This is a genomic window from Streptomyces sp. URMC 123, from assembly GCF_051386515.1.
In the GTDB taxonomy this organism is placed as follows: Bacteria; Actinomycetota; Actinomycetes; order Streptomycetales; family Streptomycetaceae; genus Streptomyces.
In genome coordinates this window covers 1-17,005 of record NZ_JBPQTV010000128.1, presented here as the reverse complement: position 1 = coordinate 17,005, position 17,005 = coordinate 1, and the positions used below count along the sequence as shown (strand labels likewise).

The 17,005-nt window shown below is 74.6% G+C and carries 15 protein-coding genes; 9 read left to right on the top strand and 6 right to left on the bottom strand.

Going from position 1 to position 17,005, the window contains the following annotated elements; genetic code table 11:
* Positions 1-568, bottom strand: a 568-nt coding sequence (locus ACSNOD_RS16785) for a TerD family protein (RefSeq protein WP_436767747.1), incomplete at its 3' end; no start/stop codon positions are given.
* 286 nt (positions 569-854) lie between these two features.
* Between ACSNOD_RS16785 and ACSNOD_RS16780 the strand changes: the two genes are divergently transcribed.
* The 3 genes from ACSNOD_RS16780 to ACSNOD_RS16770 all read left to right on the top strand — a co-directional run bounded on the left by ACSNOD_RS16780 (position 855) and on the right by ACSNOD_RS16770 (position 4,773).
* Positions 855-1,346 (top strand): DUF6643 family protein, encoded by a 492-nt coding sequence (locus tag ACSNOD_RS16780; protein WP_436767746.1) that lies wholly within the window; start codon positions 855-857, stop codon positions 1,344-1,346.
* Positions 1,347-1,370: 24 nt separating this feature from the next.
* The gene (locus ACSNOD_RS16775) at positions 1,371-2,210 is read left to right on the top strand and encodes an MOSC domain-containing protein (RefSeq protein WP_436767745.1); all 840 of its coding nucleotides are present in this window, start codon (positions 1,371-1,373) and stop codon (positions 2,208-2,210) included.
* 127 nt (positions 2,211-2,337) lie between these two features.
* The gene (locus ACSNOD_RS16770; RefSeq protein WP_436767744.1) at positions 2,338-4,773 is read left to right on the top strand and encodes a right-handed parallel beta-helix repeat-containing protein; all 2,436 of its coding nucleotides are present in this window, start codon (positions 2,338-2,340) and stop codon (positions 4,771-4,773) included.
* A 97-nt stretch (positions 4,774-4,870) separates the two neighbouring features.
* On the opposite strand, the gene ACSNOD_RS16765 is transcribed toward ACSNOD_RS16770, so the two are convergent.
* On the bottom strand, positions 4,871-6,424 hold the full coding sequence (locus ACSNOD_RS16765) for an MFS transporter (protein ID WP_436767743.1): 1,554 nt from the start codon (positions 6,422-6,424) through the stop codon (positions 4,871-4,873).
* An 87-nt stretch (positions 6,425-6,511) separates the two neighbouring features.
* Between ACSNOD_RS16765 and ACSNOD_RS16760 the strand changes: the two genes are divergently transcribed.
* Both ACSNOD_RS16760 and ACSNOD_RS16755 read left to right on the top strand, forming a co-directional pair.
* The gene (locus tag ACSNOD_RS16760) at positions 6,512-6,913 is read left to right on the top strand and encodes a MarR family winged helix-turn-helix transcriptional regulator (RefSeq protein WP_436767742.1); all 402 of its coding nucleotides are present in this window, start codon (positions 6,512-6,514) and stop codon (positions 6,911-6,913) included.
* Between the two features lie 103 nt (positions 6,914-7,016).
* Positions 7,017-8,243 carry an ROK family protein gene (locus ACSNOD_RS16755; RefSeq protein ID WP_436767741.1) on the top strand — a complete coding sequence of 409 codons (1,227 nt, stop codon included), beginning with the start codon at positions 7,017-7,019 and terminating at the stop codon, positions 8,241-8,243.
* A 29-nt stretch (positions 8,244-8,272) separates the two neighbouring features.
* Here ACSNOD_RS16755 and ACSNOD_RS16750 read toward each other — a convergent pair whose 3' ends face one another.
* Positions 8,273-8,911, bottom strand: coding sequence for an ATP-binding protein (locus ACSNOD_RS16750; protein ID WP_436767740.1), 639 nt, complete (start codon positions 8,909-8,911; stop codon positions 8,273-8,275).
* 184 nt (positions 8,912-9,095) lie between these two features.
* Positions 9,096-9,419: a hypothetical protein gene (locus ACSNOD_RS16745; protein WP_436767749.1), complete on the bottom strand. Its 324-nt coding sequence runs from the start codon at positions 9,417-9,419 to the stop codon at positions 9,096-9,098.
* A gap of 360 nt (positions 9,420-9,779) precedes the next feature.
* On the opposite strand from ACSNOD_RS16745, the gene ACSNOD_RS16740 reads away from it, so the two are divergent.
* Complete coding sequence (locus ACSNOD_RS16740) at positions 9,780-10,922, top strand: PLP-dependent cysteine synthase family protein (RefSeq protein ID WP_436767739.1); 1,143 nt, start codon at positions 9,780-9,782, stop codon at positions 10,920-10,922.
* A 71-nt stretch (positions 10,923-10,993) separates the two neighbouring features.
* Here the strand turns inward: ACSNOD_RS16740 and ACSNOD_RS16735 are convergent, their stop codons facing one another.
* A complete protein-coding gene (locus ACSNOD_RS16735) occupies positions 10,994-11,515 on the bottom strand; it encodes an SRPBCC family protein (RefSeq protein WP_436767738.1) in 522 nt (173 codons plus the stop codon).
* Between the two features lie 78 nt (positions 11,516-11,593).
* Positions 11,594-12,490 (bottom strand): DeoR/GlpR family DNA-binding transcription regulator, encoded by an 897-nt coding sequence (locus ACSNOD_RS16730; RefSeq protein ID WP_436767748.1) that lies wholly within the window; start codon positions 12,488-12,490, stop codon positions 11,594-11,596.
* Positions 12,491-12,677: 187 nt separating this feature from the next.
* Between ACSNOD_RS16730 and ACSNOD_RS16725 the strand changes: the two genes are divergently transcribed.
* The 3 genes from ACSNOD_RS16725 to ACSNOD_RS16715 all read left to right on the top strand — a co-directional run bounded on the left by ACSNOD_RS16725 (position 12,678) and on the right by ACSNOD_RS16715 (position 16,971).
* The gene (locus ACSNOD_RS16725; protein ID WP_436767737.1) at positions 12,678-15,167 is read left to right on the top strand and encodes a hypothetical protein; all 2,490 of its coding nucleotides are present in this window, start codon (positions 12,678-12,680) and stop codon (positions 15,165-15,167) included.
* Between the two features lie 439 nt (positions 15,168-15,606).
* Positions 15,607-16,365, top strand: a complete 759-nt coding sequence (locus ACSNOD_RS16720) for a NucA/NucB deoxyribonuclease domain-containing protein (RefSeq protein WP_436767736.1) — start codon at positions 15,607-15,609, stop codon at positions 16,363-16,365.
* Positions 16,366-16,452: 87 nt separating this feature from the next.
* Entirely contained in the window at positions 16,453-16,971 is a 519-nt protein-coding gene (locus ACSNOD_RS16715) for a hypothetical protein (protein WP_436767735.1), read from the top strand.
* The last annotated feature ends 34 nt before the right edge of the window (positions 16,972-17,005 follow it).

Sequence of the window (17,005 nt, the reverse complement as noted above, 5' to 3'; positions counted from 1 at the left end):
CCGGGGCGGGAGGAGGAGACGCCGGGGCGGGGGTCCGCTGCGGCTCGTCCACCGCGATCCCGAAGTCCGTGGCGAGCCCCGCCAGTCCGTTGTCGTAGCCCTGTCCGACGGCCCGGAACTTCCAGGAGCCCTGGCGGCGGTAGAGCTCGCCGAGGACGAAGGCGGACTCGACGGTGGCGTCCTCGCTGTCGAAGCGGGCGAGCTCCGCGCCGCTCGACGCGTCGACCAACCGGATGTGCAGTCCCGGAACCTGGCCGAAAGTGCCCCCATCCGCGGAGGCCGCCAGCACCACCGTCTCCACGGCCGGTTCGACGGCCGCCAGGTCGATCGCGAGGGTGTCGGTCACCGCGTCCCCGCTGGTCCGCTTGGACTCGTGGCGCACCGCCCCGGAGGCGTGGGCGGGCTGGTTGTAGAAGACGAAGTCGGCGTCCGAGCGGACCTTGCCGGAGCCCTGGAGCAGCAGCGCGGAGGCGTCCGCGTCCGGCACCCCCGGGCCGCGGCGCCACCCCAGCTCGACGCGTACCGCGGACACCGGCACCGGCACGTTCGTGCCCTTCCGCATGCTCATGCTCGTCCCCTCTCGGGCCCGTCCGGGTCACCGGGCCCGGAGCGCGGCCGGTGACTGATTCGTCCAGGGACAACCTATTGCCGAGGGGGGACGGCGTGGTAGCGGCCCCACGGGGGCTGCTTCCGGCCAACCGCCGGTAACCCGCTCTTTACACGATTCGTACACCTGAAGAGGACCGTTTTTCCCGTGTTCGGGCACATTAAGTCCTCATAGTCACTCCGAACACGCGAAACAACCCTCTTATCGGTCTCCCCAACGAACACATCGTGGGCTTAACTTATGGAGCATGACCTCCCCCCGCTCCACCTACGGTGGCGGCTACTACTCCGCGCCGTCCTTCCCGGACACCCCGATCTACGACAGCCTTGTCGCGGAACGGGGCACCCCGCAGATCGCTCCGATCCGCGTGCCCTCGCCGTACGACGCCGGCGGCAACCTGCCGGCGCTGCCCTCCGCGCTGCCCGCCCTGCCGGCCGCGCCCTCCCATCACCACACCCCGCCGCACGGCTACCCGGCCGCCGCGCCGCAGCCCGCGCCGCTCCAGCAGGCGCACGCCCACGCGCCGCTCCAGCACGCCCCGGCGCCGTACATCCCGCAGCAGGCCGCCGCCCCGCGCGGCTACCCGGGCCCGCAGCAGTACCCGGCGCCCGCCGCCGCCGCGACCGGCTACGAGGCGATGCGGCCCGCCGCACCGCGCCCGATGGCCCCCCGACCGGCGCCCGCCCCGGCCCCGTACGAGGACCAGTACGGCCGTCCCTACCCGGGTCGGGGGTACTGACACCTCCCCTGGCAGACTGATCACATGGCGCCTCCGGTCCTCCACTCACTCCACGTCTTCCCGGTCAAGTCGGCCCAGGGATACGCGCCCCGCACGGCGCGGGTGGAGCCGTGGGGGCTGGCCGGGGACCGCCGGTGGATGCTCGTGGGCGCGGACGGCCGGTTCCTCACCCAGCGGCAGTTGCCCCGGCTCGCCGAGGTCCGCGCCGAGCCGCTCGACGAGGGCCGCCCCGACGCCGTCGGCATACGTCTGCACGCGCCGGGGCTCGACCCGCTGACGGTCGCCGTCCCCGCCCCGGGGCCGACCCTGGCGGTGGAGATCTGGAAGGACAAGGTGGAGGGCGTGCCGGCCGGTCCGGCGGCGGACGCCTGGTTCGGGGCGCACCTGGGGAAGCCGGTCACCCTGGTGCACCTCGACGACCCGGCCGTGCGGCGGGGTGTCGACCCCGCGTACGGCCGGCCCGGGGACGTGGTGACGTTCGCCGACGGCTTTCCGCTGCTGCTGACCACCACCGCCTCCCTGGAGGCGCTCAACTCCCTGATCGCCCGGGGCGAGCACGCCCAGGAGGGCCCCCTGCCGATGGACCGGTTCCGGCCGAACGCGGTGGTGGACGGCGTCGAGCCGTGGGCCGAGGACGGCTGGCGGCGCCTGCGCGTCGGCGAGGTCGTCTTCCGGGTCGCCAAGCCGTGCGGCCGCTGCGTGGTGACCACGACCGACCAGCGGACCGCCGAGCGCGGCCGGGAGCCGCTGTGGACCCTCGCCCGGCACCGCCGGCGGGGCGGTCAGCTGGTCTTCGGCCAGAACATCATTCCCGAGGGCGGCGGAACGCTGCGCGTCGGTGACCCGGTGGAGGTCATCGAGTGAGGTACACCGGCGGCTGACCGGGCAACTCCCCCGCCCGCGCACGCTACGGTGGAGCAGCGGCCGTTCCCCGGCCGCCGCAAAGCCGTACGCGCTGAACACACGCACGAGGTGGGGGCACAGCAGGACTATGGCACCACAGGGCACGGTCCAGGTGACGCACACCGGCACGTCGCGGTGGCGGCGCCGCACCGGGGAGTACAGCTCTCTCGCCGCCGCCCTGGAGGCCGCCGGCGACGGCGACGTCCTCTGCCTGACCCCCGGCACCTACCGGGAGAACCTGGTGGTGCGCCGGGCCGTCACGCTGCGCGGGCCCGAGGGGGCGCGCGGCGCCGTACGGATCGCGCCCACCGACGGTGTGGCCCTCACCCTGGCCGCCTCGGCGATCGTCCAGGACCTGCACCTGGAGGGCCAGGACACCACCGCGCCCGCCCTGTTGATCGAGGGCGGGGCCCCGGAGCTGACCGAACTGCGGCTGACCACGCGCTCGGCCGCCGGCATCGAGGTGCGCGGCGGGGCGCGGCCGACCGTCCGGCGGTGCACGGTCGACAACCCCGCCGGGGTCGGCATCAGCGTGCTCGACGGCGCCGGGGGGCTGTTCGAGGAGTGCGAGGTGGTCTCGGCGGGCCAGTCGGGCATCGCCGTGCGCGGGGCCGCCCACCCCCGGCTGGAGCGCTGCCGGGTGCACCACGCCTCGGGTGCGGGGCTCGCGCTGACCGGCGAGGGCACCACCGTCGAGGCGTTCGGCTGCGAGGTGTACGAGATCCAGGGCGCCGGGGTGCGGCTGGCCGACCGCGCCGCCGCCCGGCTCGCCGACTGCACGGTGCACCGCACCTCGGCCGACGGGATCACGCTGGACACCGACGCCGTGCTCACCCTCACCGACTGCGAGATCCACGACATCCCGGAGAACGCCGTCGACCTGCGGTCGCGTTCGGTGCTCACGCTCACCCGCGGCACGGTGCGGCGCTTCGGGCGGAACGGTCTGTCGGTGTGGGACCCGGGGACCCGGGTGGCCGCCGACCACAGCGAGATCTACGACAGCACGGGCGACTACCCCGCGGTGTGGGTGAGCGACGGGGCCACGGTGTCGCTGGAGTCCTGCCGGGTGCGGGCGGTGCCGGACGCGCTGTTCGTGCTCGACCGCGGGTCCCGCGCCGAGGTGGTGGACAGCGACATCGCGCAGGTGCGCAACACGGCGGTGTCGGTGAGCGACGGCGCCGACGTCCGGCTCGACGACTGCCGCATCCGGGACGTGGCGACCGGCGCCTGGTTCCGGGACCACGGCAGCGGCGGCACGCTCACCGGCTGCGCCATCGACGCGGCGGCCACCGGTGTGATCGTCACCAAGGGCGCGGACCCCACCGTCGAGCGCTGCGCGGTCGACTCGCCGTCCGAGGCGGGCTTCTATGTGTCCGCCGGGGGCCGGGGCACGTTCTCGGACTGCCGGGTCACCGGCAGCGCCGGCTACGGCTTCCACATCATCGACGGCTGTCGCACCACCCTCACCGGCTGTCGCGCGGAGCGCTGCGCCCGGGGCGGCTACGAGTTCGCCGAGGACGGCCCGGTGAGCGAGGGCTGCACGAGCGACGAGAGCGCCGTACGGGCCGCGGCCCTCGCCGACGCCGAGGCGGGGGCGGTGACCCGGACGACGGGGCTGCTGATCGGTGCGGTGCCCGCGCGCTCGGCGGCGCGGGAGACCGCGCCGGCGGCGGGAGCGGTGGCCGCGGCGCCAGCGGCGGAGCCGGTGACCGTGCGGCCCGCCGCGGCGGTGCTCGGCGAACTGGACGCGCTGGTCGGCCTGGAGAGCGTCAAGCGGGAGGTGCGGGCGCTCACCGACATGATCGAGGTCGGCCGCCGCCGGCAGCGCGCGGGCCTCAAGGCGGCCTCCGTGCGCCGGCACCTGGTGTTCACCGGCTCCCCCGGCACGGGCAAGACCACCGTGGCCCGCCTCTACGGGGAGATCCTCGCCTCGCTGGGGGTGCTGGAGCGCGGCCATCTGGTGGAGGTCTCCCGGGTCGACCTGGTGGGCGAGCACATCGGCTCGACCGCGATCCGCACCCAGGAGGCGTTCGACCGGGCCCGGGGCGGGGTGCTGTTCATCGACGAGGCGTACGCCCTCTCGCCGGAGGACTCCGGGCGCGACTTCGGCCGCGAGGCGATCGACACGCTGGTGAAGCTCATGGAGGACCACCGGGACGAGGTGGTGGTGATCGTCGCGGGCTACACCGCCGAGATGCGCCGCTTCCTGACCGTCAACCCCGGGGTGGCGTCCCGCTTCTCCCGCACGATCACCTTCGGCGACTACGCGCCCGAGGAGCTGCTGCGGATCGTGGAGCAGCAGGCGGAGGAGCACGAGTACCGCATCGGCGAGGGGGCGGCGGAGGCGCTGCTGAAGTACTTCACGGAGCTGCCCAAGGGGCCGGCGTTCGGCAACGGTCGCACGGCGCGGCAGACGTTCGAGGCGATGGTGGAACGGCACGCGGGGCGGGTGGCGCGGCTCGCGGAGGCCGGCAAGGACGAGCTCACGCTGCTCTATCCGGAGGATCTGCCGGAGCTGCCCTGACGGCGGCTCCCGACGTGACCCGACGCGCCGGACGGGCCGCGGCTGCGGCCCGTCCGGCGTTGAGGTCCTACGGCGTTGAGGTCGTACGGCGCTGGGCTCAGCCGCGCGCCACGGAGCCCGCGGCCGTCTCCGCGCGGTCGGCGCCCACGCCCGTACGCCGTCCCCGCAGCCCCGTCAGGGCGACGAGCAGGCCGGCGAAGGCGATCACGGCGACCACGACGAACCCGGGCCGGTAGCTGTCGAGCACCTGGCGCGGGGTGTCGCCCTCCCCGGCGCCGGCCGTGATCACCGCGGTGACCACCGCGAGGAAGAGCGCGCCGCCCACCTGGAACGAGGTGTGCAGCAGACCGGAGACCATGCCCTGCTCGCTGTCGGCGACCCCGTTGGTGGCCTGGATGTTGAGCGAGGGGAAGGTGAGCGCGCAGGCCGCGCCGATCAGCAGCATCGACGGCAGGATGACGGCCGCGTACCGCGGGTCGAGGTCGACGCGGAGGAAGAGCGCGTAGCCGAGCACCAGCAGGGCGAGGCCGACGACGATCACGCGCGGGGTGCCGAAGCGGTCGACCACCGAGCCGATCTTCGTGGAGGAGAGCGCCACCAGCGCGCCGGCGGGCAGGAACGCGAGCGCGGTCTGCAGCGCGGACCAGCCGAGCAGCGACTGCATGTACTGCGTCACCAGGAACTGGAAGCCGACGTAGGAGCCGAAGAACGCGGCACCGGCGAGGTTGGCGCGCACCAGGCTGCCGGAGCGGAGCGCGCCCAGCCGGATCAGCGGGTGCGCGGTGCGCCGCTCGATCAGCACGAACGCGGTGAGCAGGACGACGACGGCGACGAAGGAGATCAGCGTGCGGGCGGAGGTCCAGCCGACCTCCGGGGCCTCGACCACGCTGAAGACCAGCAGCAGCATGGCGGCGGTGCCGGTGAACGCGCCGGGCAGGTCGTAGCCGCCCTTGGCGCTCTCGCGCTCGCTGCGCGGGATCAGCCGCAGGCCGACGACGAGGGCCAGCAGCGCGACCGGGACGGGCAGCAGCATGGTCCAGCGCCAGCTCAGCTCGGTGAGCACGCCGGAGAGCACCAGGCCCATGGAGAAGCCGGTGGCGGCGCAGGTGGTGTAGATGCTCAGGGCGCGGTTGCGGACCGGGCCCTCGGCGAACGTCGTGGTGATGATGGACAGGCCGGCCGGAGCGGTGAACGCGGCGCTGAGGCCCTTGATGAAGCGGCTCGCGATGAGCAGCGGCCCGGAGTCGACGAGCCCGCCGAGCAGCGAGGCGACGGCGAAGACGGCCAGGGCTATCAGGAAGACCTGGCGGCGGCCGAGCAGATCGGCGGCGCGGCCGCCGAGGAGCAACAGGCCGCCGTAGCCCAGGATGTAGCCGCTGACGATCCACTGGAGGGTGGCGGTGGAGAGGTCGAGGTCGGCGGCGATGGAGGGCAGGGCGACGCCGACCATGGAGACGTCGAGAGCGTCGAGGAACATCGCGGCGCACAGCACGAGGAGGGTGCCCCACAGGCGGGGGCTCCAGCGGTCCTGCGTGCTGTCGTGCGCGGCGGGCTGTTCGGGCAGCCGTTCCGTGAGCTGTTCGCCGTGCTGAACGGCGAGGTGTTCTGCGGCCGTGGGGACGTCGGCCGTGGGGACGGTTGAGGCGGTCATGGGAGAGCAATCTACATGCATATGCATTGAGTGCAAGTGCATTTAATTCGGTTGCAACGATGTGACCGCGGTTGGTACCGTGCCGCCATGGCAGCGAAGAAGGCCGAGCGAGCACTGGTGGAGCAGTGGCGCGACATCCTCGCCGTGCACGCCCACACGGTGTGCGAGCTCGACCGCGAGCTGCACCCCCACGGCCTCGGGGCCAGCGACTTCGAGGTGCTCGACGTGCTCGCCGAGGGCGGCGCGCCGGACGGCGGCTGCGCCTACCGCGTCCAGGAGCTGGCCGACCGGGTGCATCTGAGCCAGAGCGCACTCTCCCGCCTGGTCGCGCGGCTGGAGAAGGACGGGCTGGTCACGCGGGGCATGTGCAGCGAGGACCGGCGCGGCGTACGGGTCGCCCTGACCGACGCGGGACGGGCCCGGCACGCCGAGGTGCTGCCCGTCCAGCGCGCGGTGCTCGCCCGTATGCTGGGCGAGCGCGTCGCCTGATCCGCCCCGCCGACCCGCCTCGATCCACCCCGTTGACCCACCCCGTCCGGCCATCGGGCGTGGCCCATTTTGTTCGCGGTCGATACAAAGTCACAATGTGCACGTGACCCAGACTCGGACAACACGGCTGGAGAGAGGCCGGAGCGCCCTCGGGCCGGCCCTGGAGCTCGTACACACCGGCCGCGCGCCCACCCGCGCCGTCCTCACCGCCGAACTGGGGGTCACCCGGGCCACCGCGGGCGCCGTCGCGGCCGAGCTGGAGGCCCTCGGACTGATCAGGGTCGACTCCCGGCCGGCCGCCGCGGCCGGGTCGCAGGGGCGGCCCTCCCACCGGCTGTCCATCGACCCGGACGGCCCGGTCGTCCTCGCCGCCCAGATCCACTCGGACGGCTTCCGCGCCGCGCTCGTCGGCCTCGGCGGCCGGATCGTGGCAACCGCCCCCGGCTGCATGACCGTTCCGGCGGACCCGGCGGGCGTGCTCTCGGCCGTCGTCGACGCCGGCGCGCAGCTGCTGCGCGAGACGGGGCGGCGCTGCCTCGGCGCGGGGCTCGCCGTTCCCTCGGCGGTGGCGGAGCCCGAGGGCACCGCGCTCAACCCCATCCATGTGGCCTGGCCGGCCGGCGCGCCCGTGCGGGAGATCTTCGCGGAGCGGGTGCGGGAGGCGGGGATCGCCGGCCCGGACGCCGCGCCGCGCGCCACGTTCACCGGCAACGACGTCAACCTCGCGGCGCTGGCCGAACACCGGCACGGGGCGGGCCGGGGCGCCCGCCATCTGCTCTGCGTGGCCACCGGCCACCGCGGCGTCGGCGGGGCGCTCGTGCTCGACGGGCGGCTGCACACGGGCAGCTCGGGGCTGGCCCTGGAGGTCGGCCACCTCGCGGTCAACCCCGAGGGCCGGCCCTGTCACTGCGGCAGCCGCGGCTGCCTCGACATCGAGGCCGACCCGCTCGCCTTCCTCACGGCGGCCGGCCGCACGCCGGGGCCCGAGGGCTCGCTGCTCCAGCAGGCCCGCGACCTGCTCCGCACGCACCACGGCGACCCCGCCGTCCGGGACGCCGCGCACCGGCTCATCGACCGGCTGGGGCTCGGCCTCGCCGGGCTCGTCAACATCCTCAACCCCGACCGGATCATCCTCGGCGGCCTCCACCGGGAGCTGCTCGCCGCCGACCCGGAGCGCCTGCGGGCCGTCGTGGCGGACCGCAGCCTGTGGGGCCGGAGCGGGGGCGTGCCGATCCTGCCGTGCACGCTCGACCACAACAGCCTGGTCGGCGCGGCGGAGTTGGCCTGGCAGCCGGTCCTCGACGACCCCCTCGGCGCGCTGGGGGTGTAGGGCCCCCTACGGCGGGCGGGGCGCCGCGGTCAGCGGATCACCGTGCGGCGGGGCGGGTCCGGGGTGCCGTGGGGCGCCGCCGGGCCCGGCGGGCCGTACGCGGTTCTGGCCGCCAGTGCGGGGGCGAGCGCCGGCACGGGGGCCCGGGCGGGCAGCGCGGGCGGCCCGACAGGGGTACGGGACGAGGCGCGCGCCGGCTCCGGGGCCGCTCCGGGCGTCGCCGTGCGGAGCGAGATCCTCGGGGAGCCCGCCGCGGGCCGGGCCGCCGCGCTCGTCGGGGCGGGCAGCGAGAACCACACCACCTTGCCGCCGCCGTCCAGTTCCCGCGCGCCCCAGCTCTCGCTGATCGAGGCGACGAGCTCCAGGCCCCGGCCGTACGTGGCCGAGGCCCCCGCGGCACGCAGTGTCGGCACCCGGGGGTCGCTGTCGTAGACCGAGACCGTCAACCGGTCCGGGGTGAGGGCGATTTCCACCGTGCACCGCTTGTCGGGCTCGACATGGCGATGGACATTGGTGAGCAGCTCGGTGACCCCGAGTGCCGCGGAATCGATGAGTGCGTCGAGGCGCCAGTAGCGCAACTGGGCAGAGACGATTCTGCGGACCTGGCCGATCCGCGGCGGCAGGGCTTGGAGCTCCACCGTGCAGTGCCTGCTTGGCTTGCTGATCACGGCTGCGACTCCCTGGTGAGGTCCGGAAGACGGCGTGCGGCCCACAGGTGGCACAGGTGGCGGCCCTGTCGGCCCCTTCCCGGCGTGCCGGTCCGAGCCGTCACCGCCGGTCAACCCTCAGTGATGTCCCACCAGGGTCGCCCCGGTTCCCCTCGGGCGCAACTCGCGCATCGTGTGCGCCGCTTTACGCGGTGTGCCCGCCGGCCGTACGGATGGCGTCCAGCAGGCTGCGCACCGCCGGAGGGCCGGCCTCCCCGGGGGCGGGGTCGCGCTCGCTGAGCGTCAGGTGGTAGCGCGTGCCGTTGACGACGGCCGCCGCCCGGTCGCCGGTGGCGAACCAGGGCCGGCCCGCCCGCACCGAGTGGACCGGCGCGCTGTCGATCTCGCTGCCGTAACTGGTCAGCAGCATCAGTCGGCCGTCACTGATCCGGACCTGTCCCGCCCGGGTGAGAGAACGCAACCACCGGCCGATCCGCACGCCCGTCGCGGTGAATTCCGTCTCCGCCATCTCCCAGTCGCCCCCTCCGGCGCTCATCGGCCGTCGTGGTCGCCGTCGCGCCGCTCCGGCCGCCGCTGTCACCTGTGTGTGCGTGTGTGCGTCTGCGTGTGTGCGTCAGCGCGTACGTCCGCGTGTGCGCGTCCGCTGTGCGTGCCCGTACGCGCGTGTGTGCGTCGCCGTCACGCGCCCGCGTCCACGCCCGTGTCCACGTCCGTGTCCGTGTCCGCGTCGCCGGCACGTGCGTGCGTGGCGCATGCCGTGCTGCTGGGAAGTCTGCCCGCGGCCGGGCCATCACACCAGTGGCCCCTTATGATCGGACATGACCGAGTCGGACATTTCGGGCGGAGGTGGCGCCGTGGAGCCGGGCGGGTGAGCGCGACCGGAGCGGGGCCGCACGCCGGCGGCGCCCCGCTGGTGACGGCCGACGTGGACCGGAGCGATCCGGCGTACCGCGGCTGGCTGAAGGAGGCCGTGCGCGCGGTGCGGGCGGACGCCAACCGCTCCGCCGACACCCATCTGCTGCGCTTCCCGCTGCCCGCCCACTGGGGCGTCGACCTCTACCTGAAGGACGAGTCGACGCACCCCACCGGAAGCCTCAAGCACCGCCTGGCGCGCTCGCTGTTCCTCCATGGGCTGTGCAACGGCTGGGTGCGGCCCGGCAGGCCGGTGATCGAGGCGTCCAGCGGCTCGACGGCCGTGTCCGAGGCGTACTTCGCCCAGCTGATCGACGTGCCCTTCATCGCCGTCATGCCCCGCGCCACCAGCCGGGAGAAGACCCGGCTCATCGAGTTCCACGGCGGCCGCTGCCATTTCGTGGACGACGCGCACAGCATGTACCGGGTGGCGGCCGAACTCGCGGTCCACACCGGCGGTCACTACATGGACCAGTTCGCCTACGCCGAGCGGGCCACCGACTGGCGCGGCAACAACAACATCGCCGAGTCCGTCTACGAGCAGCTCCGCCGCGAGCGCCACCCCGAGCCCGCCTGGATCGTCGCCACGGCGGGCACCGGCGGCACCTCCGCCACCATCGCCCGCTACATCCGCTACATGGGCCACGACACGCTCGTCTGCGTCGCCGACCCCGAGAACTCCTGCTTCTTCGAGGGCTGGACGCGCGACGACCCGCACGCCACGTGCGGGCACCGGTCCCGCATCGAGGGCATCGGCCGGCCCCGGATGGAGCCCAGCTTCCTGCCGCAGGTCGTCGACCGGATGATGCGGGTGCCGGACGCGGCGAGCGTGGCCGCCGTACGGGCGCTGGAGCGGCGGATCGGCCGCCGGGCGGGCGGCTCCACGGGGACGGGGCTGTGGAGCGCGCTGAAGATCGTGGCCGAGATGGTGGCGCGGGGCCGCGCGGGCAGCGTGGTCACGCTGATCTGCGACCCCGGCGAGCGCTATCTCGACACGTACTACTCCGACGCGTGGCTGGCGGAACAGGGCCTGGACATCGCGCCGTACGCGGCGGCGATCGACTCCCTGCTCGCGACGGGCGTCTGGCCCGAGGGTTGAGCGGGTCTCGACGCGGGCCTTCGACGCGGACCCTGGCATGCGACCTTGGCGCGGGCCCTCGACGCGCGGCCTCAGCGCGGCGCCTCGGCGATGTGGCGGTCGAGCCGGCGCACCGCGTCGCGGAACGCCCGTACGACGCCCGGCCGGGCCACCCGGAGCCCCAGCAGCACCGGGCCCGGCGCGTCCACGGCCACCGTCCAGCACAGGCGCGTACCCGTGGCCGCCGGGGCCAGCCGCCACTCCTCCAGCAGGGCGCGCGGCCCGGGGGCGTTGGTCTCGTCGACGCGGTAGGCGTACCGCTCGGGCGCGTCACAGGCGACGATCGTCTCGGTGAAGCGGGTGCCGCTCCGCAGCACGACCGTGCGGCGTTTGCCGCCGTCCTCGGGCCGGGCCACGGCCACGGCCCGGAACCACCGGCTCCAGCCCGCCACGTCCTCGGCCAGCCGGGGGAAGACCTGCTCGGGGTCGGCCGTCATGTGCTCGGCGAAGGCCAGCCGCAGCGGCGCGGACTCGAGGAACTCCGGCCCGACGGGGCGGAGCCGGCGTGCGGTGGTTCCGGAACGGTGTGCGTCGGTTCCGGGGCGGCGTGCCATCGGACATGCACCTCCAGCGAAGACCTGGCCCGAACCACGGCGGCGGCACGGCGGTGCGCCACTTTAGTTGACGCACCGTCAGTTGTCTGCGGTACCGCCCGCGCCGGCGATCACCAGTTCACCCAGGTGCTCCCGCGCCGCCGCCCGCGCGGCCGGCGGCAGGCCGGCGTCCGTCACCAGCGCGTCCACCTCGTCCAGCGACGCGAAGGAACTGAGGCCCACCGTCCCCCACTTGGTGTGGTCGGCGATCACCACCACCCGGCGCGCGGCCCGTACGAACCGCCGATTGGTCTCGGCCTCCGCCAGATTGGGCGTGGACAGGCCGGCCTCCACGGATATGCCGTGCACCCCGAGGAAGAGCACGTCGAAGTGGAGGGAGCGGATCGCGGCGTCCGCGACCGGCCCCACCAGGGTGTCCGACGGGGTGCGCACGCCGCCCGTGAGCACCACCGTGGCCGCCCCGGGCCCGGCCGCTCCCGGCCCGCCGGGAGCCGCCGAGCGGTCGGCCGCCACGCACGGGGCCGCCGCCGCGCCCTGGGCAGCCGCCGCGCGCTGGGCCGCGTAGAACACGTCCGCCACCCGCACCGAGTTGGTGACCACCGTCAGGTCCGGCACCTCCAGCAGCCGATGGGCGAGCGCGTACGCCGTGGTCCCGCCGGCCAGCGCGATCGCGCTCCCGGGCGCCGCCATCGCCGCGGCGGCCCGCGCGATGTCCTCCTTGGCGCCCCGCTCCAGCGAGGACTTCGCCTCGAAGCCCGGCTCGTAGGCGCTGGCCTCCACGACCGGCACCGCGCCGCCGTGCACCTTCTCGACCACCCCCTGGCGGGCCAGGGTGTCCAGATCGCGCCGGACCGTCATGTCGGAGACCTTCAGCTTCCGGGTGAGCTCGTTGACGCGCACCCCGCCCCGCCGCCTGACCTCGTCGAGGATCAGGGCGCGCCGCTGCTCCGCGAGGAGGTTCTGGTGGTCGCTCACCCGGCCGGTCCCTTCGACGTACGTCCTGGTCACACGCGTGGGCTCATCCTCCCACAGGGGATCGGGGCGCGATCCGGCGCGACGGCTGTGCGCGAACGCCCCGCACGGGCGTGCGCGGGGCGCGATCCTGGTCGGGACGGAGCGCGGCGGGACACGGGGACGCGCACGACACTCGGGGGCGTCGAGCATGCAGCCGGACACGGCAGCGGCGATACGGAGCGGGCGGGCGGACGAGGGCGGGCGGGCGGTCGAGAGCGGCGGCGGCCCGGACGGCGGTGGCGGCACGGCCCGCAGCGGCAGCGACAGTGGCGGCGGCACAGGTGGCGGGGAAGCGCCGGGGCTCGCCCTGGAACTGCTCGTGCACGGCGTGGGGGGCGCCACGCCCGAGAAGATGCTCGGCGACCCGCGCACCGTACGGATCACCGGCGACGACACGGCCGGCATCCACCGCCGCACCGACGACTGGGAGGCGGAGCGGCACCCGGACCGCTACCGCGAGCGGCCCGTCCCGGAGGCGTACTGCTGGTCCAATCTGACCTCCGGCAACGGCATCCGGGCGCTGTGGCTGCTGCTCCTGCCCTTCATGGTCGTCAACCTCACCCACTGGATGCGCCCCGGCACGCGCGGCCGGTGCGCCACCGCCCGCCTCTACGGCGTCCTGGTGCGGCTGATCGCCCTCAGCCTCACCGTGCTGCTCGTCGCCGCCGTCTGCGAGGTGGCGCTCGACCTGGCGGCCTGGCAGTGCGCGGGCGCGGCCGGCTGCGCCGAGGGCAAGTCCTGGCTCGGCTTCCTGTCCCCCCGGCACGGCGGCTGGTGGAGCGCGCCGGGCCGCAGGCTCGCCCTCGCCGCGCTCGTCCCCACCGCGCTCACCGTCCTGCTGTGGTGGCTCTCGCACCGCACCTGGAGCGCGTACGAGACGCAGGCGCCGCCCGCCCGGCCGGTCGCCGAGGACGACCCCGAGGACGCCCCCGGGGCCGGGGACCGGCCCGCGCTGCGTCTGCCCGGCTTCTGGTACGGGCGGCGGCTCGTCGCCCGGCTGCGCGCCGCCCACACCGCCGCGGGCTTCCTCACCGTCGCCGCCGCCCTCGCCGCGGCCGCCTCCCGGCACGACCGCGCCCCGGGCGGGGGCACGGCGCTGGACGCCGCCGGCTGGGCGCTGCTCGCCGTCCTGACGGCGGCCGGCGCCTTCGTCGTCTGGGTGGTGTGCCGCAGGGGGCGCAGCGAGTCGGCGCCGGACGACCGGGTGGACCGGGCGGTGGTGCGCGCCCTGCCCGGGGTGGCGCTGGGCCTGCTGGTGCTCTGCGCGCTGTACGCCGCGTGGTCCCGGCCCGGCTGGGTGTCGTGGGGCCGGCTGCCCGGCGACGAGACGTTCGGGCTGATCGGCATCGCCCAGGGACTGTTGATCGTGCTGCTCGCCGCCGCGGCCCTGGTCCTGCACCGCGCCGCCCCCGCCGGCCGCACGGCGCTGTACGGGCTCGGCGGGCCCGCCGTGGCCGTCCTCGGCTGCGCGCTCGGCGGGGTGATCTCCGGCGGGGTCGCCCAGCGGGTCGCGGACTGGCTTGACGGCGGCGCCACCCCCGGCATGGACGGCGGGCCGATCCCGGGGCCGCCCGTCGTGCTCACCTGGCAGGCGTCCGCCATACCGCCGCTGCTCGCCGTGGTCGTGGCCCTCGCGGGCGCGACGGCCGTACGGGCCTGGCGGGTGCGGCGGCGGCTGATCCGTACGGTGCCCGGCGCGTACCCCGGGGAGCGGCCCGACACCGCCCGCACCCGGCGGATCGCCGGAGCGATCGCCCGCGCCGGGCTCACCGACCGCACGCCCTGGTTCGTCGGCTCGACGGCGCTGGCCACGCTGGTCCTGGGCGGTCTCGCCGTGCTCGGCGCGTGGGGCACGGGGGATGTGCCGGGGCAGGCGGCGGAGGAGGGACCTGGGCCCGTGGCGGCCGCCGCGCAGACCTCGCAGGCGCTGGGGTCCTGGCTGATCGGCTTCGGGTTCGTGCTCTTCGTGACGTGGGGGCGGCGGGCGTACCGCGACGCGGCGGCCCGGCGGACGATCGGCATCCTGTGGGACGTCGGCACGTTCTGGCCGCGGGCCGCGCATCCGTTCGCGCCGCCCTGCTACGCGGAGCGCGCCGTGCCGGACCTCACCTGGCGGATGGCCACGTGGACCGAGCGGACCGGCGGGCGCCTGGTGCTCTCCGGCCACTCGCAGGGCAGCGTGCTGGCGGCGGCCGCGGCGTGGCAGCTCGACCACCGCACGCGGCGCAGGGTGGCCCTGCTGACGTACGGGTCGCCGCTCGAACGGCTGTACGGGCGCTGGTTCCCCGCGTACTTCGGGCCCGGGCCGCTGCGGGCCCTCCACCGGGAGCTGAACTGCTGGCGCAATCTGCACCGGGCGACGGACCCGATCGGGGGGCCGGTCCGCGTTCCCGCGAGCGAGACGGCCGAGGGGCAGCCGTGCCCCGAGGTGGACCGGGCGGCGCTCAGGGACCCGCTCGCGTACGGGCGCACGGCGGAGCATCCGCTGCCGGCGCCGCTGCTGGGGCACTCCGAGTATCAGGCGGACCCGGCGTTCGAGGAGGAACGGGCCGTGCTCCTGGCGAGGTTGCCGGTGGCATCGCGGGCGACGTCGCCGACGTCGCCGACGACCCCGGGCTTGTCCCGGGGCGGGACCTGAACCGCCTTCCGGCCGGCGTCGCCCTCGCCTCGTACCCGCAGCCGCACACCAGGGATTCACCGATCCGCCCGCCGGAGAGGCGCGATGGCCGATTGAAGCTCTCCGGGGCCAAGGGGTCTTGACCCTTCGGTTCGTCTGCAACAGCATGCGCGGGTCCGCGCATGGGCCTCATTGAAGGGACACCCTTTGAAGGAGCACTTAGGCCGACGCAGCCGCCTCGCCGCCGCTGTGGCATCCGCCGCCATCGTCGTGCCACTGCTGACCATGCAGACTTCAAGGAGGCGACCCGGACTACGACCGGACCGAGTCCTGCTACATCGCCACGGTGCCGGTAGAGGTGAGAGACAGGAGGACTGGGCAAATCACCGGGACGGCGCTATTGGACGAGAAGTCCGAGGCGAAACTGGACCCGCGCGACCGTAGCGCGTGGAAACACACAGTGACGCTGAAGCTGCACGACGCCACGGGTACCGCGCGGGTCCTGAGCGGCAGCATCACGCTCAAGTGCGACACCTGCCAGGCCACGGCCGGGGGCATCAAGCCGCTGCCCTTGGACACCACCCAGACCTACACCATGACGGTTTCTTCCCCGGGGACGGAGATCACCACCGACTCCATGGTGCCCATCGTCTCCGTCATTCCGAATCTGCCGGGGGCCGAGGCAGGCACCGGCATGGTGGGCGCGCCCATCCCGGTACGTTGCGACAACACCCCGTACGTCAGTCCACAGGGCAAAGGCGGATGCGTGTACCCGCGCTACACGCCCACCTATGAACTCTCCACGCTCGACGCCAAGGTCGACCAGGTCGCCTGGCACATCTACTGGGCGCAGAACAACCTCAACAACGCCTGGGGGGTCAAAGGCCGCGGTCCGGTGCTGACCCGCACCGCGGACACAGAACTCATCAAGAAGAACCGGGCGACGGCCTGCCCTCCGAACACGCCCCGTCCGGTCGGCACGTCGTGTGACGAGTACCCGTTCGCCAGCACCCACCAGGGCGCGTCCAAGAACCCGGACTACTCGTGCCACATGGTGCCCGACACACAGAACACCGCCGAGGGGCGCGACTACCGCAACCCCTGGTACAAGGCCAACCGGCTCTTGGAGGAAGACCCCTTCTGGGTCAGCATCATCCTCCCGCCGGCCGGCGTCCGAGCCGTGCCACCGCCCAGGTATTCGTCCCAGTGTCCCGTCTGACACCGTGGACCGCACACCAGGCCGCGGGGGCTGCCCACGCCGCGCCCGCGGCCCGCTGCCCACTCGGTACGACCAAGGAACGCGGCCATGGCTGAACTGCTCCGGCGTGAGTCGGGTGAGCTGTTCATCGAGCACAACGTCTTCCGGGTTCTGGACCCCGAGGTCATGGACGACGTCCACGCCGACTTCGACGAGACGGGCCTGCTGGTGACCGTGGCCGGCGGAGCCGCCGTGCTGTGCGGCACCCACATCGGCACCGTCCACGTCACCGCCGAGACCTGGAGCGGAGCGCCCCCGCTCGACCCCGGGCCCTGGCAGGACGTGGCCGAGATGAATCTGCCGTGGCCCGGGCGGAGGATGGAGGTCTGGGGCGCCGGATACACCCCGGACGAGGAACTGCCCCTCGCCATCCCGGGCCCCGGCGCCTACCGCATACGCGTGTCCGGCCGGCACCGCGACCACGGCGAAGACCGCCGAGCCGAGACGGACCCCATGGAGCAGTACCTCCTCCAGGTCTGGCCCGCGCCCCACGCCCCCACCACCCTGCACAAGGCCACCAGCGCCCTGGGCGCCCGCCGGCGCACCGAACCCCGGACCGGCACCTGACCGGCGGGGGGGGGGGGGGGGGGGGGGGGGGGGG